Source organism: Rhodococcus sp. WAY2 (genome assembly GCF_009859915.1).
GTDB classification, from domain to species: Bacteria; Actinomycetota; Actinomycetes; order Mycobacteriales; family Mycobacteriaceae; genus Rhodococcus_F; species Rhodococcus_F oxybenzonivorans.
The window spans coordinates 251,591-269,008 of the sequence record NZ_CP046574.1; the positions used below are offsets into that span (position 1 = coordinate 251,591).

11 protein-coding genes and 9 pseudogenes are annotated in these 17,418 nt (G+C 64.1%); 11 read left to right on the forward strand and 9 right to left on the reverse strand.

The genetic code is table 11. The annotated features are described in order from the left end of the window. Positions 1-2 precede the first annotated feature (2 nt). Positions 3-435 (forward strand): annotated as a pseudogene (locus GFS60_RS35805) (IS3 family transposase); the annotation flags it as partial. Between the two features lie 241 nt (positions 436-676). Here the strand turns inward: GFS60_RS35805 and GFS60_RS35810 are convergent. Together GFS60_RS35810 and GFS60_RS39655 are read right to left on the reverse strand one after the other, a co-directional pair. Further along, positions 677-1,028, reverse strand: a pseudogene (locus GFS60_RS35810) (transposase); the annotation flags it as partial. A gap of 201 nt (positions 1,029-1,229) precedes the next feature. After that, positions 1,230-1,385 (reverse strand): hypothetical protein, encoded by a 156-nt coding sequence (locus GFS60_RS39655; RefSeq protein WP_236603740.1) that lies wholly within the window; start codon positions 1,383-1,385, stop codon positions 1,230-1,232. Between GFS60_RS39655 and GFS60_RS39660 the strand changes: the two genes are divergently transcribed. Continuing rightward, positions 1,326-1,559, forward strand: a complete 234-nt coding sequence (locus GFS60_RS39660) for a transposase (protein ID WP_236603731.1) — start codon at positions 1,326-1,328, stop codon at positions 1,557-1,559. The two genes, GFS60_RS39655 and GFS60_RS39660, sit on opposite strands and share 60 nt — an antisense overlap. Here the strand turns inward: GFS60_RS39660 and GFS60_RS35820 are convergent. Continuing rightward, positions 1,499-1,864 (reverse strand): annotated as a pseudogene (locus GFS60_RS35820) (IS110 family transposase); the annotation flags it as partial. The gene GFS60_RS39660 and the pseudogene GFS60_RS35820 sit on opposite strands and share 61 nt — an antisense overlap. Before the next feature lie 587 nt (positions 1,865-2,451). Here GFS60_RS35820 and GFS60_RS40560 point away from each other — a divergent pair. After that, positions 2,452-3,153: pseudogene (locus GFS60_RS40560) on the forward strand (IS110 family transposase); the annotation flags it as partial. Next, positions 3,151-3,779: pseudogene (locus GFS60_RS40565) on the forward strand (IS110 family transposase); the annotation flags it as partial. The pseudogenes GFS60_RS40560 and GFS60_RS40565, both read left to right, overlap by 3 nt. 49 nt (positions 3,780-3,828) lie before the next feature. Here the strand turns inward: GFS60_RS40565 and GFS60_RS35835 are convergent. Continuing rightward, positions 3,829-4,123 (reverse strand): annotated as a pseudogene (locus GFS60_RS35835) (integrase catalytic domain-containing protein); the annotation flags it as partial. 987 nt (positions 4,124-5,110) lie between these two features. Here GFS60_RS35835 and adh point away from each other — a divergent pair. From adh to GFS60_RS40235, 5 genes are all read left to right on the forward strand, one after another. Beyond that, positions 5,111-6,634 (forward strand): aldehyde dehydrogenase, encoded by a 1,524-nt coding sequence (gene adh, locus GFS60_RS35840; protein ID WP_159925569.1) that lies wholly within the window; start codon positions 5,111-5,113, stop codon positions 6,632-6,634. Beyond that, complete coding sequence (locus GFS60_RS35845; protein ID WP_159929275.1) at positions 6,634-7,215, forward strand: DUF779 domain-containing protein; 582 nt, start codon at positions 6,634-6,636, stop codon at positions 7,213-7,215. Before adh ends, GFS60_RS35845 begins: the two co-directional genes overlap by 1 nt. A 46-nt stretch (positions 7,216-7,261) precedes the next feature. Further along, positions 7,262-7,504 carry a hypothetical protein gene (locus GFS60_RS35850; protein ID WP_159929277.1) on the forward strand — a complete coding sequence of 81 codons (243 nt, stop codon included), beginning with the start codon at positions 7,262-7,264 and terminating at the stop codon, positions 7,502-7,504. 84 nt (positions 7,505-7,588) lie between these two features. Then, a complete protein-coding gene (locus tag GFS60_RS40230; RefSeq protein WP_328799857.1) occupies positions 7,589-7,735 on the forward strand; it encodes a hypothetical protein in 147 nt (48 codons plus the stop codon). 260 nt (positions 7,736-7,995) lie between these two features. Further along, positions 7,996-8,259, forward strand: coding sequence for a transposase (locus tag GFS60_RS40235; RefSeq protein WP_328799858.1), 264 nt, complete (start codon positions 7,996-7,998; stop codon positions 8,257-8,259). On the opposite strand, the pseudogene GFS60_RS35860 reads toward GFS60_RS40235, so the two are convergent. The 4 genes and pseudogenes from GFS60_RS35860 to GFS60_RS35875 form a co-directional block, all read right to left on the reverse strand. Further along, positions 8,238-9,215: pseudogene (locus GFS60_RS35860) on the reverse strand (IS256 family transposase); the annotation flags it as partial. The gene GFS60_RS40235 and the pseudogene GFS60_RS35860 sit on opposite strands and share 22 nt — an antisense overlap. Positions 9,216-9,231: 16 nt before the next feature. Beyond that, positions 9,232-10,290, reverse strand: a complete 1,059-nt coding sequence (locus GFS60_RS35865) for an IS110 family transposase (RefSeq protein WP_159929279.1) — start codon at positions 10,288-10,290, stop codon at positions 9,232-9,234. Positions 10,291-10,524: 234 nt separating this feature from the next. Next, positions 10,525-10,794, reverse strand: a pseudogene (locus GFS60_RS35870) (transposase); the annotation flags it as partial. A gap of 336 nt (positions 10,795-11,130) precedes the next feature. Then, positions 11,131-11,939, reverse strand: a protein-coding gene (locus GFS60_RS35875) for an IS5 family transposase (RefSeq protein ID WP_201453711.1) whose coding sequence is annotated in 2 segments (ribosomal slippage) — positions 11,131-11,597 and positions 11,597-11,939 — 810 coding nt in all. Because the reading frame shifts where the segments join, the coding sequence is not laid out codon by codon here. Between the two features lie 46 nt (positions 11,940-11,985). Between GFS60_RS35875 and GFS60_RS35880 the strand changes: the two are divergent. Then, a pseudogene (locus GFS60_RS35880) lies at positions 11,986-12,411 on the forward strand (AMP-binding enzyme); the annotation flags it as partial. Positions 12,412-12,414: 3 nt separating this feature from the next. On the opposite strand, the gene GFS60_RS35885 reads toward GFS60_RS35880, so the two are convergent. Beyond that, positions 12,415-13,324 (reverse strand): IS5 family transposase gene (locus tag GFS60_RS35885; RefSeq protein ID WP_442972229.1). Its coding sequence is split into 2 segments (ribosomal slippage): positions 12,415-12,972 and positions 12,974-13,324, totalling 909 coding nucleotides; the frame shifts between segments, so codons are not numbered across the junction. 370 nt (positions 13,325-13,694) lie between these two features. Between GFS60_RS35885 and GFS60_RS35890 the strand changes: the two genes are divergently transcribed. Then, the gene (locus tag GFS60_RS35890) at positions 13,695-17,276 is read left to right on the forward strand and encodes a serine/threonine-protein kinase (protein WP_159929281.1); all 3,582 of its coding nucleotides are present in this window, start codon (positions 13,695-13,697) and stop codon (positions 17,274-17,276) included. Positions 17,277-17,418 lie beyond the last annotated feature (142 nt).

The window sequence follows — 17,418 nt, forward strand, 5'->3', positions numbered from 1 at the left end:
ATCAAGGAGGTGAAGTGAAGACCCGCCGCTGGGACTTCATCTTCGCTCAGCGTGCCGAGTTCTTCCGTGCTGCGGCTGTGCCGGATGCTCGGGACCTCCCGCTCCGGCTACTACAAGCACCTGACCACCGAGCCGGCCCGAGTCGAGCGCCAGGCCGAGGAAGCCGCGACGGTCGCCGAGATCCGCGCCATTCATGCCGAGCACCGCAGCGCCTACGGCGCCCCACGGGTGCACGCCGAACTCCGCTCCCGCGGGCGCAAAATCAACCGGAAACGGGTGACCCGGTTGATGCGGATCAACGGCGTGGTGGGCCGGCATCTGCGCCGCAGCAAGCGCACGACGATCGCGGACAGGTCGGCTCCGGTCGTTCCGGATCTGGTGATGCGGGACTTCACCGCTACGGCTGTCGATTCGAAGTGGTGTGGGGACATCACCTAATGGGTGAGTCGGACCAACGATCCGACACGCACAAGGCGACTGGCGGGAGGTCCCTGAGATATTACCGATCCGGGCGCAGTCTGAGCAGTGACCTGCTGGAAGGTGATCACTGCTGTGATGGCATCCGACTGTGTGAGAGGTCTGAAGGTAGACGGTGACCCTGCCAGTCGCTGGGGCACGTGATCGGCTTGTGAGAGCCGCGCCGAAGAGCGCTTCCATTAGACGGCGCCTCTCTGTGTCAAGCCGAACTTGTGGCCCCGGTTGTAGGGTGGAATTTGGTAGGTCCGGGAAGTGACTGGTCCGAAGTGCCGGTGTGCGGGGTGTCAGCCGGCCGCGCAGGACGATAGAGTCGCCCCCGAGTGTCCTCCCGGGCCTGCCGCCAGCTCTGTCGCCGAGTCGCGGAGAAGTTGCCGATAGACGACGTCCGAGAGCCGCCTCTTCAGGCAGCGCAACGCTTCCCTGTGACTCTTTCCGGCGGCGCGTTTTCGTTGGTAATACGCGCGGCCGGGTGTGTCTCTACGGATCTGCGTAACAGCCATGGTGTGCAGGGCGCAGTTCAGTTGGCGGTCTCCGGCGCGGGAAAGACGGTGGCGGACGACGTCCCCCGAAGACGCCGCGATGACCTGGTCAAGACCCGCACCCAAACCGTCAACCGGCTCCACGTCGTACTCACTCACCTGATCCCCGCAGGCGCCCCCCGTGGCCTGAGCGCCGTCCGCGCCGCCGAGATGTTGCGCCGAGTCCGACCCCGCGATCTCGCCGGCAAGACTATGCGCGGCCTCGCGGTCGACCTAGTTGGTGAGATTCGGCAACTGGACCGGCGGATCGCCAAGGCCACCAGCGACATCGAGGCAGCGGTCGCCGTATCCGGCACCTCCCTGACCGAGTTGTGCGGGATCGGAACGCTGAACGCGGGCAAGATCCTCGCTCGGGTCGGTTCGATCCACCGGTTCCGTTCGGCCGCCGCGTTCGCCAGCTACACCGGCACCGCCCCGATCTGCTCGACGATCGCCCGCAGCGCGGTGACCGCGGCATCCATTCGGGCGGTGGTCAGTCCGTGCGCGGTGAGCGCTGCGACCCCGACGGACACGGCGTCAGCATCGTCGCTCTTGCGGCCGTGACCGGTGGACAGAAGCCGCACCCGCGCGGCCAGCTTCGCGGGGACATCGACCACGTCCACACCGTCCTCGCTCAAGCGCCTCGTCAGCGGCGCACCCAGGCCGGTTGCGCCCTCGATCGCCCAGTGGGTGTTCGACCACTTCCGGGCGAATCGGCGAAGCGATCGGTAACCGTCGTCGCCGACCGAGACCCGGATGGTGGCTAACGGTCGCAGCGAGGCGTCGACCGCGGCTGCGGTCCACGACGCCTTGTGCGGATCAACAGAGATCATCACCTGTCTTCCGGAATCCTCGAGCACTTGCGCCATCACCAACTCCTCAACTCAGTTTCGATTCGGTAGCGAGGAGGGCACACCAACTTTCGGCTTTGCAGGCCTCTCTTCAGCCACTCCTGCCGTCGGCGCCGGCCGGGGACGCAGGCCGTCTAGGAGCCAACCCCACAGCAGGGTGACAGGTATGAAGCGAGCGACCCCGGTCGGTGCCTAGGAGATCATGGCTGCAGACCGCGATCCCCTGCAGCAATTCAACAAGTTGGTATGGAGGTGATGGCTGGGGCCTCGCGCCACATGTGATCGTGGGTTGCCGACAGGAAGCGGTCCTGGCCGGTAGAGCCACAGATGTGGGAGGCCCAGCAATGAATCAGCATACGAGCGCGGGTGTCCCTGGCGGGACGCCCGTTCAGGAATGAAAATGATTTGGTGGTCGCCTGTCGACGCCGCAATACTTTAGTTCCTCGAGGCTGTGTACGAGCGGGGCGCGGGGATCACGCCGTGGGCCCTTCAGTGTTGCCATCCGAGGACCGAGCACGAGGATCAGATTCTCTTCCTTTCCCTCCTGTGACCCCACGGGCGATCACCTATGACAGATCGGTATGCGCGCAGAACAGGGGCAGAAGATGCTGACCGAACCTCGCGACGAGGAACAGATCATCGCCAGGGTCGCGGCACTCGACATCGGCAAGGCGGAGCTGGTGTGCTGTGTCCGCGTCCCGGGCAGCGGCGCATCGACTCGGCGACTACAAGAGGTCACCACCCACGCCACGATGAGCCGGGCACTGACTGAGCTGGCCAACTACCTGATCGACCTCGGGATCGAACGAGTGGTGATGGAAGCGACGTCCGATTACTGGAAACCGGTGTTCTACCTGCTGGAGGCGCACGGGCTCGACCCCTGGATGGTCAACGCCCGCGACGTCAAACACCTACCGGGTCGGCCGAAGACCGATGTGCGCGATGCGGTCTGGCTGTGCAAGGTCGCCGAACGGCAGATGCTGCGGGCGAGTTTCGTGCCCCCGCGCCCGATACGGCAGTTGCGGGATCTGACCCGCTGCCGCAGCGCCCTGATCGCTGCCCGCACGGCGGAGAAGAATCGGGTGGAAAAGCTCCTCGAGGACGCCTGCATCAAGCTCTCGGTCGTTGCCTCCGACATCTTCGGAGTGTCCGGGCGGGAAATGATGGACGCCCTGATCGCGGGACAACACGACCCGAAGGTCCTGGCACAGAAGGCGCGGTCCCGGATGCGCACCAAGCTCGGCCGCCTCGAGGAGGCGCTCAACGGACACTTCGATGACCATCACGGTTTCCTGTTGGCCCGGATGCACAGCGGAGCGCGTGTTCCGACCGCACGTATCTCACCCCATTTTCGGATCAGTGTTGGGGTGGATGTGCACGCGCGGTCGGTGGTCGCGTGTGGACTCGACGGGGATACCGGCGAGCTGTTCGAGCGGCGGTTGCCGCCGGATCGCCACGGAATTTTCGGATGGATACGTACCTTGCCGGACCCGGCGGCGGTGACCTACGAGGCCGGGCCGACCGGGTTCGGGTTGGCGCGGTTCCTGCTGGCCTCGGGGATCGAGTGCCTGGTCGCGGCACCATCAAAACTGCAACGTCCCGCCGGTGACCGAGTCAAGACCGATAAGCGAGACGCACGGCAATTTGGCACGGCTGCTGCATCTGGGTCAGATCGTGGCGGTAACGATCCCCGATGTCGAGCAGGAGGCCGCGAGAGATCTGCTGCGGGGGCGGGAGGAGTGCGCCGCGATCTGATGTCGGCACGGCATCGTGTATAGAAACTACTTCTGCGTCAGGGATCGTCTACTACGAGGGCAAGGCGTGGACGAAGGTACACGACACCTGGCTGCGTCGGCAGAGGTTCGAGATTCCGGGGTTGCAGCTCGCCTACGACACCGCCTACGACACCATGACTGCGGCTGTGGATCGTCGCTGCACTGCAGGCATTTCCGAATTTGAAGCACCGCGCCCCGGTCGCGATTCGCCCAGTTCTTCTGCTCCACGTGGCAGCCGTCGTTGGAGTTGCCGGGCCGCGACCGGGTGAAGGTGATCTTGCATCTTTCGCACCACGCCAACAGGTGATGATTGATGAACTCACTGCCCAGGACTGTCCACGCCCAGGATCGGGAACGGCATGATCTTCGCGATCTCGTCCAGGGCGGCGATCACCCATTTGCGGGCCTTGTTGCGCACGGAGCGGTTCTCGGTCCAGCCGGTGGCGATGTCGGTCACGGTCAGCGTGTAGGCGTGCTCACCTGCGGCGTTGCCGCCCTCGTGGCCGAACTGCAAGAAGGCACTGTGCACGCTCGTCGGAGCGCTCCAAATCAGCCCGGACCAGTTTCAGGTTGGTGCAGAATTTCCCCGACGGCACCACCGGAGTGGATCAACTGAACACGATTCTGCCCAGATGTCAGGACCTGGTATCCACATACCATCCGCTGGGCATGACCTCCGATCGGAGGTAGTCAGACCGCAGCGACTGTGTGACGCTGGTCTCAATGGCGAGAGAATCCAGGGACCGTAGTGTTCGTCGCTGAGGGCCGACGATTTCTCACCAAGATCGTACGCGTCCTTGTGTGGCCCGACGATTGATACCTGAATCACTAAGCCTTCCAGGGAGAACCAAACATGGAACAATGCGAAACGACGCGGGTCGCGCCCTGCAGAACCCTGACGCTTGGATCGCTCATCGATCTAACGAGTCTCCCTGGGGTGCAGGAGATCACCTCAACAGCAAGCACACTCTATCTTACCTACCCCGAGGCAGAGATCGTCATCAGGTTCTCGAATTCGTTTCAAACACGCTGGGATACCGACTGGCGGGTCACGGTGCGGGAACCCGGTCGTGGCCTTGGAACATGGTGGGGCACATGGCGGCGTTCGTTCTTGGCGGAAGAGTCCGATATCGGACCACTGGTGACCAACGAGATTCGGGAGACGCTCCTTCGAATACGCCGAATGCTAGATGATTACACACGATTCGGTCTCTGCGGAGACCCGTCCGCACCGAGTAACTACCCCGACTAGCTCACAAACGACAAGGGATACGATGAGCGAGCATCGCCTTCGTTTCAAAGCAAGCCCACAATCTCAAACTCCACCGAAATGAGCTTGGTGAGCAACGACATATCGCAGATGTGACGCCCTTTGCATCCCATCCGTCGACCCGCCAGCGCCGTTGCAACGTGCAACGTAGTTGCAACGGTGCACTCCTTAGTGTTCTGGGTCACAACTGAAACGCTGAAATTCAACAGGAGCTTTCCGATGACTGTGTATGCCCGCCCGGGTTCGCCGGACGCCGTCATGTCCTTCCAATCGCGCTACGACAACTGGATCGGCGGCCAGTGGGTTGCGCCCGTCAAGGGCCAGTACTTCGAGAATCCGACACCCGTCACCGGTCAGCCGTTCTGTGAGGTCGCCCGGTCGACGTCCGAGGACATCGAGCTCGCGCTCGACGCCGCGCATGCCGCGGCACCGGCTTGGGGCAAGACGTCCGTGGCCGAGCGCGCGATCATCCTGAACAAGATCGCCGACCGTATCGAGGAGAACCTCGAATCCATCGCGCTCGCCGAGTCCTGGGACAACGGCAAGCCGATCCGCGAGACCCTGAACGCGGACATTCCGTTGGCCGTGGATCACTTCCGCTACTTCGCAGGGGCCATTCGAGCGCAGGAGGGGGCCCTGTCGGAGATCGACAACGACACCGTCGCCTACCACTTCCACGAGCCGCTCGGCGTGGTCGGCCAGATCATTCCCTGGAACTTCCCCATCCTGATGGCCGTGTGGAAGCTGGCGCCGGCACTGGCCGCCGGAAACGCGGTAGTGCTCAAGCCTGCCGAGCAGACTCCGGCGTCGATCCTGCACCTGATCTCCATCATCGGTGACCTTCTGCCCGCCGGTGTGGTGAACATCGTCAACGGCTTCGGTGTCGAAGCGGGCAAGCCGTTGGCGTCGAGCCCCCGGATCAGGAAGATCGCGTTCACGGGCGAGACCACCACGGGCCGGCTCATCATGCAGTACGCCTCGCAGAACCTGATTCCGGTCACTCTCGAGCTGGGTGGCAAGAGCCCCAACATTTTCTTCTCGGATGTCATGTCCTCCAACGACGATTACCAGGACAAGGCACTCGAGGGATTCACGATGTTCGCCCTCAACCAGGGCGAGGTGTGCACCTGCCCGTCGCGCTCGCTGATCCAGGAAGACATCTTCGACGAGTTCCTGGCGATGGCCGCCATTCGCACCAAGGCCGTGCGTCAGGGTGACCCGCTCGACACCGACACGATGATCGGCGCGCAGGCGTCCAATGATCAGCTCGAGAAGATCCTGTCCTACATCGAGATCGGCAAGGGTGAGGGCGCCAAGGTCATCACCGGTGGCGAGCGCGCGGAGCTCGGCGGCGATCTGTCGGGCGGATACTACGTTCAGCCGACCATCTTCACCGGCCAGAACAAGATGCGGATCTTCCAGGAGGAGATCTTCGGGCCCGTCGTGTCGGTCACCTCGTTCAAGGATTACGAGCAGGCCATCGAGATCGCCAACGACACCCTGTACGGCCTGGGAGCCGGTGTGTGGTCGCGTGACGGCGGGGTCGCCTACCGCGCGGGCCGTGACATCCAGGCCGGCCGGGTGTGGACCAACACGTACCACCAGTACCCGGCGCACGCCGCATTCGGTGGCTACAAGCAATCCGGCATCGGCCGTGAGAACCACCTGATGATGCTCGAGCACTACCAGCAGACCAAGAACCTGCTGGTCAGCTACGCCGCAAAGGCTCAGGGCTTCTTCTGATGGACGCGGTTCGGGCGCCCGCGCGCCTGAAGGCAACCGCCGGGGCGGTGGAGCTTCTCCGCCGCCTCGGCGGTATCCACGGCGCGCTGATGATGCATCAGTCGGGTGGATGTTGTGACGGCTCCGCGCCGATGTGTTACCCGGACGGCGAATTCATCGTGGGGGACCGGGACGTGCTGCTCGGCGTCCTGGACCTCCGTCTCGGCGTCGGTGAGACGTTGCCGACGCGCCCCGAGGGCGTCGACGCGGTTCCGGTGTGGATTTCCGGCTCGCAGTTCGAGGCGTGGAAGCATACGCAGCTCGTACTCGACGTCGTGCCGGGTCGTGGGTCGGGCTTCAGCGTCGAAAGCCCGGAAGGGATGCGGTTCCTCAGCCGGGCCCGCGCCTTCACACCCGAGGAGAACACCAGCCTCGCAGCCGAAGACGTCATCGTCGGTGAGCGGTGGGAGCAGGGCTGGCGGCCCGCCCCGTCCGCCGAGCCGCAGGTGGTCGCGGAGGCGGTCGACGCCTGCCCCGTACCCGCCCCCCGCCGTGGCCCCATAGCCGCCAAGGCGCCGCAGGTCCTCGAAGTTCGTCCCTGACTCCCACCGTGGAACAGCGAGCCGGAATGTGGAAAGGCCGACCGTCATGACTATCTCGAACGGGCACAGTGCAAGCTCAACGCCGGCATATACGATTGCCGCCGCCGCGCGTGTCTGGCTCGTCGCCGCCTTGAGTAACACGCGCGAACCCGCCGACCGACCCGCCGTGCGCGACGATCTGATGCGCACCTGGCTGCCCGGCGGGGGCAACGGATACTGCAATGGCCGACACGCTGCTACCTGGGCAGAACTGCATTCCCGGTTCGATCTCGTGGAGGTGACACCCTAATGGCCGCCAGCACGGGCGCCATGTCACAGGGACATGGACCAACCGTGCGCAGTCCGCTCCGCCCGACCCAGATCGCCGGCCACGATGCGCAGGTGGCTGTCGGAGGACGCCCTCAAACCCTGGCAGTTCCGGTCGTGGATCTTCATCACCGACCCCGGCTTCGTCGCCAAAGCCGCGCGGGTGCTCGACCTGTACGCCCGCACTTGGGACGGGGCGGCAACGACTACGTGATCTCCGCCGATGAGAAGACCTCGATCCAGGCCCGCTGCCGGTGTCACCCCCACTCCCGCCCGGCAAGTCCCGAGCGGTGCGGGTCAACCACGCCTATTACCGGCGCGGTGCGGTCGCCTACCTGGCCGCCTACTATGTGCACCGCGCCCACATATTCGGTCGTTGCGAGGACACCACCGGCATCATTCCGTTCGCCCGTCTCGTCGAGCCGGTCATGACCCAGGAGCCCTACGCCTCCGCTGACCGGGTGTTCTTCGATTGTGGACAACGGCTCGTCTCACCGTGGACAAGCCGCAATCGATCGCCTCGCCGAACAGTTCCCCAACGCCGTAATGGTGCACACACCCGTCCACGCGTCCTGGTTGAACCAGATCGAGATTTTCTTCTCCGTTGTCCAACGAAAAGTGTTCTCACTGAACAACTTCACCGGCACTGACGAGGGTGCTGGGTCAAGTCCCGTGAGGTGGTGTACGACATCGTCGCGTGAGTCTTCGTCGGGTGGTTATGCGGTCAGTGCCCCTTGAGTCACCTCCTGAGTGGATTCGGTGGCGGTGCCGTCGGGGTGGACACCGCGGGAGCGGGCCAGCACGTCGAGCCCGAGATAGCGGCGGCCTTCGATCCACTCGTCATGCTGCTCGGCGAGTACCGCGCCGACAAGCCGAATCAGGGCGGTGCGATCGGGGAAGATCCCGACCACGTCGGTTCTGCGCCGGATCTCCTTGTTGAGCCGTTCCTGGGGATTGTTCGACCAGATCTGACGCCAGATCTGCTTCGGGAAGCCGGTGAACGCGAGCAGATCCGGGCGAGCCGCGTCGAGATGGTCGGCGACCTTCGGAAGCTTCTCCGACAAGGCGTCGATCACTCGATCATATTGAGCATGAACGGAATCGGCGTCCGGCTGGTCGTAAACGGAGTGCAGGAGCGCACGCACCCAGGGCCACGAATTCTTCGGTGTCTGGGACATGAGATTGGTCGAATAGTGCGTTCGGCAGCGTTGCCAAGCGGCCCCGGGCAGGGTCGCGCCGATCGCCGACACGAGGCCGGCGTGCGCGTCGGACGTCACCAACCGCACTCCGGACAGCCCGCGGGCGACCAGCGACCGGAAGAACGCCAACCAACCGGCACCGTCCTCGGCGGAGGTCACCTCGATTCCCGAGATCTCGCGGTAGCCCTCGGCGTTTACCCCGACCGCCACCAGGGCGTGCACGTTCACCACCCGACCGTTCTCGCGGACCTTCAGGACCAGGGCGTCGGCGGCGACGAACGTGTACGGTCCGGCATCCAAAGGTCGGCTGCGGAACGCCTCGACCTGGGCGTCGAGGTCCTTAGCCATCACGGACACCTGCGACTTGGACAGGCTGGTGATGCCGAGGGAATCGACGAGCTTCTCCATCCGGCGAGTGGAGACGCCGAGCAGGTAACAGGTGGCAACCACCGAGGTCAGTGCCTTCTCGGCGCGTTTGCGGCGCTGGAGCAACCAGATGCTCCTATGTTCGTCAAGTGGCGTGCGCGGCCTCGAAATCTGCGCGGATGGCGTGGTAGATTTCGCGGACGACGAACCGCTTCAAGCAACGCATGATGTCGCTTTTGCTCAACCCCTGGGCGGTTCGGCGCGCCACGTAGGCGCGGGTGGGTTGATGGCGGCGCATCCGTGTCACGACGACCATGTAGAGCGCGGTGTTGGCGGCGCGGTCTCCGCCGCGGTTGAGTCGGTGTCTATCGGTCCGTCCGGAACTCGCCGGAATCGGTGCCGCGGCACACAGATGCGCGAACGCGGCCTCGCTGCGAAGCCGTTCGGGATTGTCTCCCGCGGTGACCAGCATCTGCCCGGCCACCTCGGCACCGACCCCGAATATCGCCGCTGTTCGGGGTGCGACCGCTGTGGTCAGCGGGGCAAGGCGGCGGTCTGCTGCTTGGATCTCGTCCTGCAACGCGATGATCCGGCGAGCGATTGCGCGCAGTGCCGCTTTGGTGGCGGTTGTCGGATCGTCGATCCGGTCGTCGTCGATGCGGAACGCCGCACAGCGATCGACCAGTTGCTGTCCGCGTAGCTCTGCCAGTGCAGCACGCAACCCCGCCGGCGCGCTGACGATCACCCCGTGAAGCTGGTTGAATGCCGCAGTTCGCGCCTTGATCGCGCCCCTGCGCGCCACCCGCAGCGCACGGATGGCTTCGACCGGACCGGATCGGGTCTTCGGAGTTCCGGCGGCCTCGCCAGACAGTGCGGCCCGGGCGGCGGCCAACGCATCGAGCGGGTCGGACTTGCCCATGCGGCGACGCGCACGGCGGTCGGGCCGATCTACCTCCACAATCTGCATGTTCGCCTCGGCCATCGCGCGGGCCAGACCCGCGCCGTAGGACCCGGTTCCCTCGATGCCGACCTTGGCCACATCACCGAGCTGCCCGAACCATGAAATCAACTTGCGGTAGCCAACCGGGGTCGCGGGAAACTCGCGGTCGCCCAACACCCTGCCGGTGCCATCGATAGCGGCCGCGTGGTGCGTCCGTCCGTGAGTGTCAACACCGCCGTAGACCTTTCGCACTTGTTTCGCCATCCTGAACGTGCCGTCCTTTCCTCGCGTTGAACGTGGGCGGCACGCACCGGCTGGACAGGCGGACAAGACAGTGATGGGGCCTTCGGCACAGGCTCCTATAAGGTCACGATGCCCCTCCGGTTGCGTGCAGGTGCGAGTTGGTGGTCCTCGCCGACGGATCTGGTTGAAGACACCAATGGTCAGTCAGGGAATGGGTCAGACGCGGACAACCAACTCGCACCCGTCATTCTCACTGTCCGGGAAATACGAACCGGAGCGCAGCTTGGGGATCGCGACGTCGAGTGTGCCGGCACGGGTGTCGAAGTCGCGGTGCCGATAGCCATTCCGGCTGTTGATGCGGTCGTCGGAGCGTTCACCGAAACCGGCACCGCACAGGCTGTCGGCCTCGGCGCCCATGAGCGCGTCGATGAACGTGGACAGCAGGCTGCGCAGCAGGTCGGGGCTGGCGTCGGTGAGGCGGTCGGTCAGGAACTGGTGCAGATCGATATCGTGGGCAGTGGTCATCGCGTGGTCCTTCATCGAGTGACTTTGGTCGGTCTCTCGAAGAGTCACGCGATGGCCGCCTTCATTGGGCTACGACACGCCGGTCAGATCCGAATCCGGTCGGTACACCATCTTTATGGACGCAACCGGGTGCTGCCCGCCTGTCCGCTTTCGAGACCCGCTACAACCAGGCCGCTCAGCCGTTCAAATGGAAGTTCACCACGACCGACCTGTCCGACGTCCTGACCAGGCTCGACGACCACAAACCTGCCCACCGCATTACCGAGCACACCTCCGCCCAGCCCCGCGCGGCCTGACCCCCGACGAACTTACGAGCGCGACCACTAAGAGCGTGTCTCATATGGAGAGCTTCTTGAAGCAGGTGAGTGCGGCGGCGAGGTGGAGGAATCCGGCGAAGTGCTCCCCGTGGCGTTCGTAGCGGATGGTCAGGCGTCGGTAACCGGTGAACCAGGCGATAGTGCGTTCGACCTTCCACCGATACCTGCCGAGCCGGTCATTCTTATCGATGCCACGTCGGGCGATGCGCGGAACGATGTCCTGCTGGCGCAGCCACCGACGGTGCTTGTCGTAGTCATAGCCCTTGTCGGCCCGCAGTTTGCCGGGTTTGCGGCGGCGCGGACCACGCCTGGATTTCACCGCCGGAATCGCGCTGACCATCGGTTGCAGCAGGGTGCTGTCGTGGGTGTTCGCTCCGGCAACATCGACCACCAGCGGGATCCCGTTCGAGTCGGATAGGACGTGAATCTTTGAGCCCTTCTTGCCCCGATCGACCGGGCTCGGCCCGGTCAGCGAGCCCCCCTTTTCGCCCGGACGCTCGCCGCATCCAGGATCGCTGCCGACCAGTCCAGTTCGCCGGCCCCACCGAGTCGGTCGAGCACCTCACCATGCAGTCTCTCGAAAACCCCCGCCGCCACCCACGTAGTGAACCGGCGGTGCGCGGTGGGAACGGTGACCCCGAACGACGGCGGAAGATGGCGCCACGCACATCCACTGGTCAGCACGTACACGATCGCGGTGAACACCGCCCGGTCATCCACCGGGGCGCTGCCACCTCCCTGCGGGCGAGAGACGAAGCGCGGAATCAACGGTTCGACGATCTCCCACAACGCATCCGGCACCAACCGCAGAGACAACTCATCTACCACGAGTCACATAATGCACCACAAGTCACTTCATCCACATGAGACACGCTCTAAGTACGACGAGGACGGCGCCCTGTGGGTCCTCGGCCGCGTCGACGACGTCATGAATGTCTCCGGCCACCGCATCTCCACCTCCGAGGTCGAATCCGCCCTCGTCGGCCACCACGGTGTCGCCGAGGCCACGTCGTCGGCGCCGCCGACGAGACCACCGGCCAGGGCATCGTCGCGTTCGTCATCCTCCGCGAAGGCGTCGAGAACACCGGCGACACCCTCATCGCCGAACTCAAGGCCGAAGTCGCGCGGGAAATCAGCCCATCGCGAAGCCGCGGCAGATCACCGTCGTGCGGAACTACCCAAGACCCGCTCCGGCAAGATCATGCGACGCCTGCTCAAGGACATCGCCGAAGGCCGCGAGATCGGCGACACCTTCACCCTCGTCGACCCCAAAGTCTTCGACGCCATCCGCGGCAAGTAGGGGCTAGGGCATGTCTCCCAATAGTTTGAGCCATTCGACGATGCCGGCGAGAAGGAATCCAGCCCGGTAAGTCAGCGCAAGCTTGTCATACCGGGTTGCCACCGCTCGCCACTGTTTTGCCTTGTTGAAGGCCCTTTCCATCACGTTGCGGCCCTTGTACGACTCGGCATCGAAGTTCGGTGGCCGACCGCCCGCGCTGCCCTTGTTCTTGCGGTTGGCCACCTGATCGGACTTCTCGGGAATGACCGCCTTGATGCCCTTGCTGCGTAGCAGTTCTCGATTGGCCTTGGATGTGTACGCCTTGTCGGCACGGACCTCGTCCGGGCGCGTGCGGGGTGCGCCGCCACCGATGCGCGGCACGCAGATGCCCTCCAGGAGCGGGCCGAACATCGGGCTGTCGCCTGCCTGGCCAGGACCCACCAGCACCGACAAGGGACGTCCGTCGCCATCGCACGCCAGGTGGACTTTGCAGGTCAGCCCGCCGCGGGACCGGCCGATGCCGTGATCGACCGGTTCGTCAAGCAGATTCGTGTAATTCGGTAGATCCCCCTGTGTCACGCGCGGCGTTGGCGCCGTGCTGGTGCACCCGCACCACGGTGGAATCCACCGACACCGCCCAATCCAGATCGCCACCGGCATCGGCCATCGCCGCCAGGGCTATGAGTACCCGATCCCACGTTCCATCCCCGGCGTAGCGTCGGTGCCGTTTCCACACCGTCTTCCAGGGGCCGAAATGCGCAGGTAGATCCCGCCACGGGAGCCCGGTACGCAGCCGGTAGAGCATCCCCTCCACCACGAGCCGGCTGTTCTGGAACTTCCGCCCCCGCAGCCCATCCGAACTGGGCAACAGCAGCGCAAGCAACTCCCACTGCTTGTCCGTCAACACCTCAAACCGATTAACAACGTCTGCCACAGCGAAGAGTCTGCAGCACAACACCCCAAATCATTGGGAGACACGCCCTAGGACGCGCACAACGCGCGGCATGCGCCGCGGCCCGACTCAGCGACGGCTAATGCGGACGGGACGAGCAACGTTGCCCGTGGGCCATCGGATGCGGATGCCGACAGTGAACATGGCGATCGACGAACATGGCGATCGACGAGACGCAGTACAACTGCGCGATTAGGAAACCAAGTCCCCGACGCAAACGGAGCAGACAGGACACCAGGTTGCCGACCGCCGGATCGGTGCCGAGTGTTGGCGACGGCACCCCGCCGGCGATGGACAGGTCATCGACGCTGGGAGCAACCCAACATCCGGCAGGCATAATGGTCGTGGGACGATGTTAGCTGTATCGCAACGCGCAGGGGAGTCGCTCGTGACCGACTCTGAACCGGGTGTAGATGCGCGCCACCTGAGCGCTCCTGTTGTGGCCGGACTCGAATCGGAGGGCTACGGAGACGCCCGAAAGATCGGCCAAGGGGGGTTCGGGGTCGTGTACAGGTGTCTTGAGCGTGCGCTTGACCGCGTCGTCGCGGTCAAGGTCCTGTCGGCAAACCTCGACAGCGACAGCCGTGCTCGGTTTCTCCGCGAGCAGCGGGCAATGGGACGCCTTTCTGGCCATCCCAATATCGTCGACGTCCTTCACACCGGGGTGACCTCAACTGGGTGCCCATACATTGTCATGCCCTACCACCGGCGGGATTCGCTGGATGCGTCGATTCGTCGGGACGGTCCACTGGGGTGGCATGAGGCACTTCGTGTAGGGGTCAAGCTGGTCGGCGCCCTCGAGACTGCACACCGGGTGGGGATACTGCACCGCGATGTCAAGCCCGCAAACATCCTACTCACGGAGTACGGAGAGCCTCAGCTTAGTGATTTTGGCATCGCCCGCGTACCTTCCAGCTTCGAGACGGGCACCGGTGTGGTGACCGGGTCTCCCGCCTTCACCGCACCAGAAGTGCTCGCTGGTGAATCCCCGACCATCGCCTCCGAGATATACGGTCTCGGTGCCACACTATTTTGCCTGATCACCGGGCACGTGGCCTTCGAACGACGATCGGGTGAGCGCCTCGTGTCCCAGTTTCTGCGGATATCCGCCGAACAGGTTCCCAAGATTCCGCGCGAAGGCATCCCCGATGATGTGTGCGCCGCTGTTGAGCAGGCGATGGCACGTGATCCGTCCGACCGTCCCACCTCCGCAGCCGAATTCGGGGAGCAACTGCGCGAGCTGCAACGCCGCCACGGCCTCGATGTCGACCATATTCCGCTCGCGGCCGCACGGGGGCTCGAAGAACCGCCCTCCCCGAAATCGTCTGGGAGCCCATCAAAGGAATCTGGCGGCGAGGCCACCCAGCTTGATGAGGGATCACGACGGTATCCGACACGCTCGCACAGGTATCCAATGAGGAGGCCACCGAGCGCGTCGACCAAGTACCGGCCCCCCACCCCGACACGAGCACTTGTCGAGCGCGACAGACTCGTCGAGCGGCTACACGACGCCCACCGGCGTCGGTTGATCTTGATCCACGGCCCCGCAGGGTTCGGGAAGAGCACATTGGCTTCTCAATGGCGTGACGCACTCGCCGACGAGGGGGTGCATGTAGCGTGGCTGAGCATTGATTCTGACGACAACAACGTGGTGTGGTTCCTGGCGCATTTGGTCGAGTCAATCCGCCGCGTCCGTTCCGACCTGGCAGGCGCGTTGGGTGCGGCACTCGAGGAACAAGGCGACGAGGCCGAACGCTACGTACTCACATCTTTGCTCAACGAGATCCATGACCGCGGGACGCGACTGGTCGTCGTCATCGACGACTGGTCCCGGGTGACGGACTCCGCGACGATCGACGCGATGGGATTTCTGCTCGACAACGGCTGCCATCACCTTCAAATTGTCGTGACCAGCAGGACCCAGGCTGGTCTTCCGCTCGGCCGGATGCGCGTGCGAGACGAGCTGGTGGAAATTGATTCGGTCGCCTTACGCTTTGACGTCGACGAATCCAAACGGTTTCTTGTCGACATCGGTGGTCTGGCGCTCGAACCGGAGAATGTCGCGGATCTGTGTGAGTCCACCGACGGGTGGATCGCCGCCCTGCAATTGGCGTCCCTGTCCTTGCGCGGTCGAGCCGACCCCACCGAATTCATCAGCCACCTGTCGGGTCGCCAGCGCGGCGTAGCCGAGTATCTTGCCGAGAACGTTCTGAATACCCTTGAGCCGGACATTCTTGAGTTCATGCTGGCTACGTCTGTGAGCAAGCGAATATGTGGTGACCTCGCCTCGGCGCTCGCCCAGGTCGATCGGGGACAGGTACTGCTCGAAGAGATCGAGGAGCGCGATCTGTTCCTACATGCTCTGGACGAGGACCGGAAGTGGTTCCGCTATCACCATCTGTTCGCCGATTTCCTGCAGCGTCGTCTGGAGCGTGACCACCCACAGCGACTCACCGAACTTCACCGTCGCGCATCGCGCTGGTTCGCCGATGACGGACAATCGAGCGAAGCAGTTGATCACTCGCTGGCAGCGGGTGATGAGGACCGGGCAGTCGATCTTATCGAGGATCACGCCTCCGGGCTGATCGAGCATTCCCAGATGGCCACATTGCTGGGCTTGATCGCCAAGGTGCCATCACAGCTGGTGAACTATCGGCCGCGTCTCAAGCTCGCCGAGGCCTGGGCGCACGTCCTGCTGCACCACGCCCCCGCGGTGGTACAGACGACGATGGAGTCCGCCGATGCATCCCTCGCCAGGCTGCCCGCGACGGGCGGAAACCTCTCAGACATGCTGGTCGAGTCCTCACTCATCCGAGGCGTCGCTGCCGCCTTCGAAGACCGGATCGACGGTGTGGATCAACGGGTCTCGGACTGCCTCGTACGGCAGGACACACTGCGTCCGTTCGTCTTGTCAGTCGCCGCCGACCTAGCGTCCTTCGAGGCGATCTATCACTTCGACTTCGACGCGGCACGTCGGTGGCAGGACTGGGCAGCGCCATTCCATGCGCGAACCATCGGCCCGTTCGTCCCCATGTACGGGTATTGTTTCGCCGGGATAGCTGCCAAAGAGCAACTCGATATTGAGGCGGCCGAATCCTACTTTCGCCAGGCCCTCGAACTGGCACAACGATCGAGTGGACGCCGTTCGTACGCCACACGCCTCGCCGGCGCGGTCCTCGGAGATCTGCTGTATGAGCAGGGCCATATCGATGAGGCAGAACAACTGCTCGATGAGAGCTATCGACTCGGTTCCGAGGGTGGTCTGGTCGAGTTCATGCTTGTCACCTACGGCACCGGAGCTCGGATCAAGGCCCTCCGCGGCGATCACCAAGGGGCATCCAGCCGACTCGACGAAGGAGCCAGAATCGCCCACACCCTTGGACTTCCGCGGCTGGCCGCGCGGATCAAGAATGAGCGGATCCGGTTGGGACTTGACTTTACTGCCGAGCGAGACAAGAAGCCCCAACCATCTGATGTCGACCCGGACTCATCCGGCGTGCTGCGAACCGGTGCGGGCGGAATCGCGACCATCACCGCTGAGCTGGAAGCGGACTCCGCGATCCGCGTGTTACTCGCGTGCGGCGCGTCCGCCGAAGCCTGCAGGCGGTCCGAGAAACTATTGCGGAATCTACTGTCACAGGATCGCCCGAGAGCGTTGCTGCGGACGCAGCTCGGCCATGTCGCCGCATTATCTGCGGCAGGTCGCCTCGAGCAGGCCAAGGACGAGGTGATTCCCCTGGTGGCCAAGTGCGCCGAACTCGGATTGGTTCGGATCGTGTGCGACGAGAACCCGCAGATCGGCCGACTCATCGCCCTGCTCAATGAGGACCACGTGCATCATCAGTTGCGGTCACCGTGGCCAACGGTGCCTAAACTCTTCATCGACACAGTGTTGGCCGACTTCGATCGGACCATATACCGCTCCACCCTATGAAACGTGCGCTCTGAAACTTCTTTCCGGCCCCCTGCGGGGCACCGGCGACCGGCGTCAGACTCGGCTCCCACTTGCTCCGACATCTGCCGTACCCCCTTTTGAAGACACCACGGAACAGGCAGGGGTCTCGCCTTCAATTTCT

Excerpts from the sequence above, each read along its gene's own strand:
- GFS60_RS35850 (WP_159929277.1), top strand. The coding sequence starts at position 7,262 with ATGACTATCTCGAACGGGCACAGTGCAAGCTCAACGCCGGCATATACG.
- GFS60_RS35845 (WP_159929275.1), top strand. The coding sequence starts at position 6,634 with ATGGACGCGGTTCGGGCGCCCGCGCGCCTGAAGGCAACCGCCGGGGCG.
- GFS60_RS35865 (WP_159929279.1), bottom strand. The coding sequence starts at position 10,290 with ATGGCGAAACAAGTGCGAAAGGTCTACGGCGGTGTTGACACTCACGGA.
- GFS60_RS40230 (WP_328799857.1), top strand. The coding sequence starts at position 7,589 with ATGCGCAGGTGGCTGTCGGAGGACGCCCTCAAACCCTGGCAGTTCCGG.
- adh (WP_159925569.1), top strand. The coding sequence starts at position 5,111 with ATGACTGTGTATGCCCGCCCGGGTTCGCCGGACGCCGTCATGTCCTTC.
- GFS60_RS35890 (WP_159929281.1), top strand. The coding sequence starts at position 13,695 with ATGTTAGCTGTATCGCAACGCGCAGGGGAGTCGCTCGTGACCGACTCT.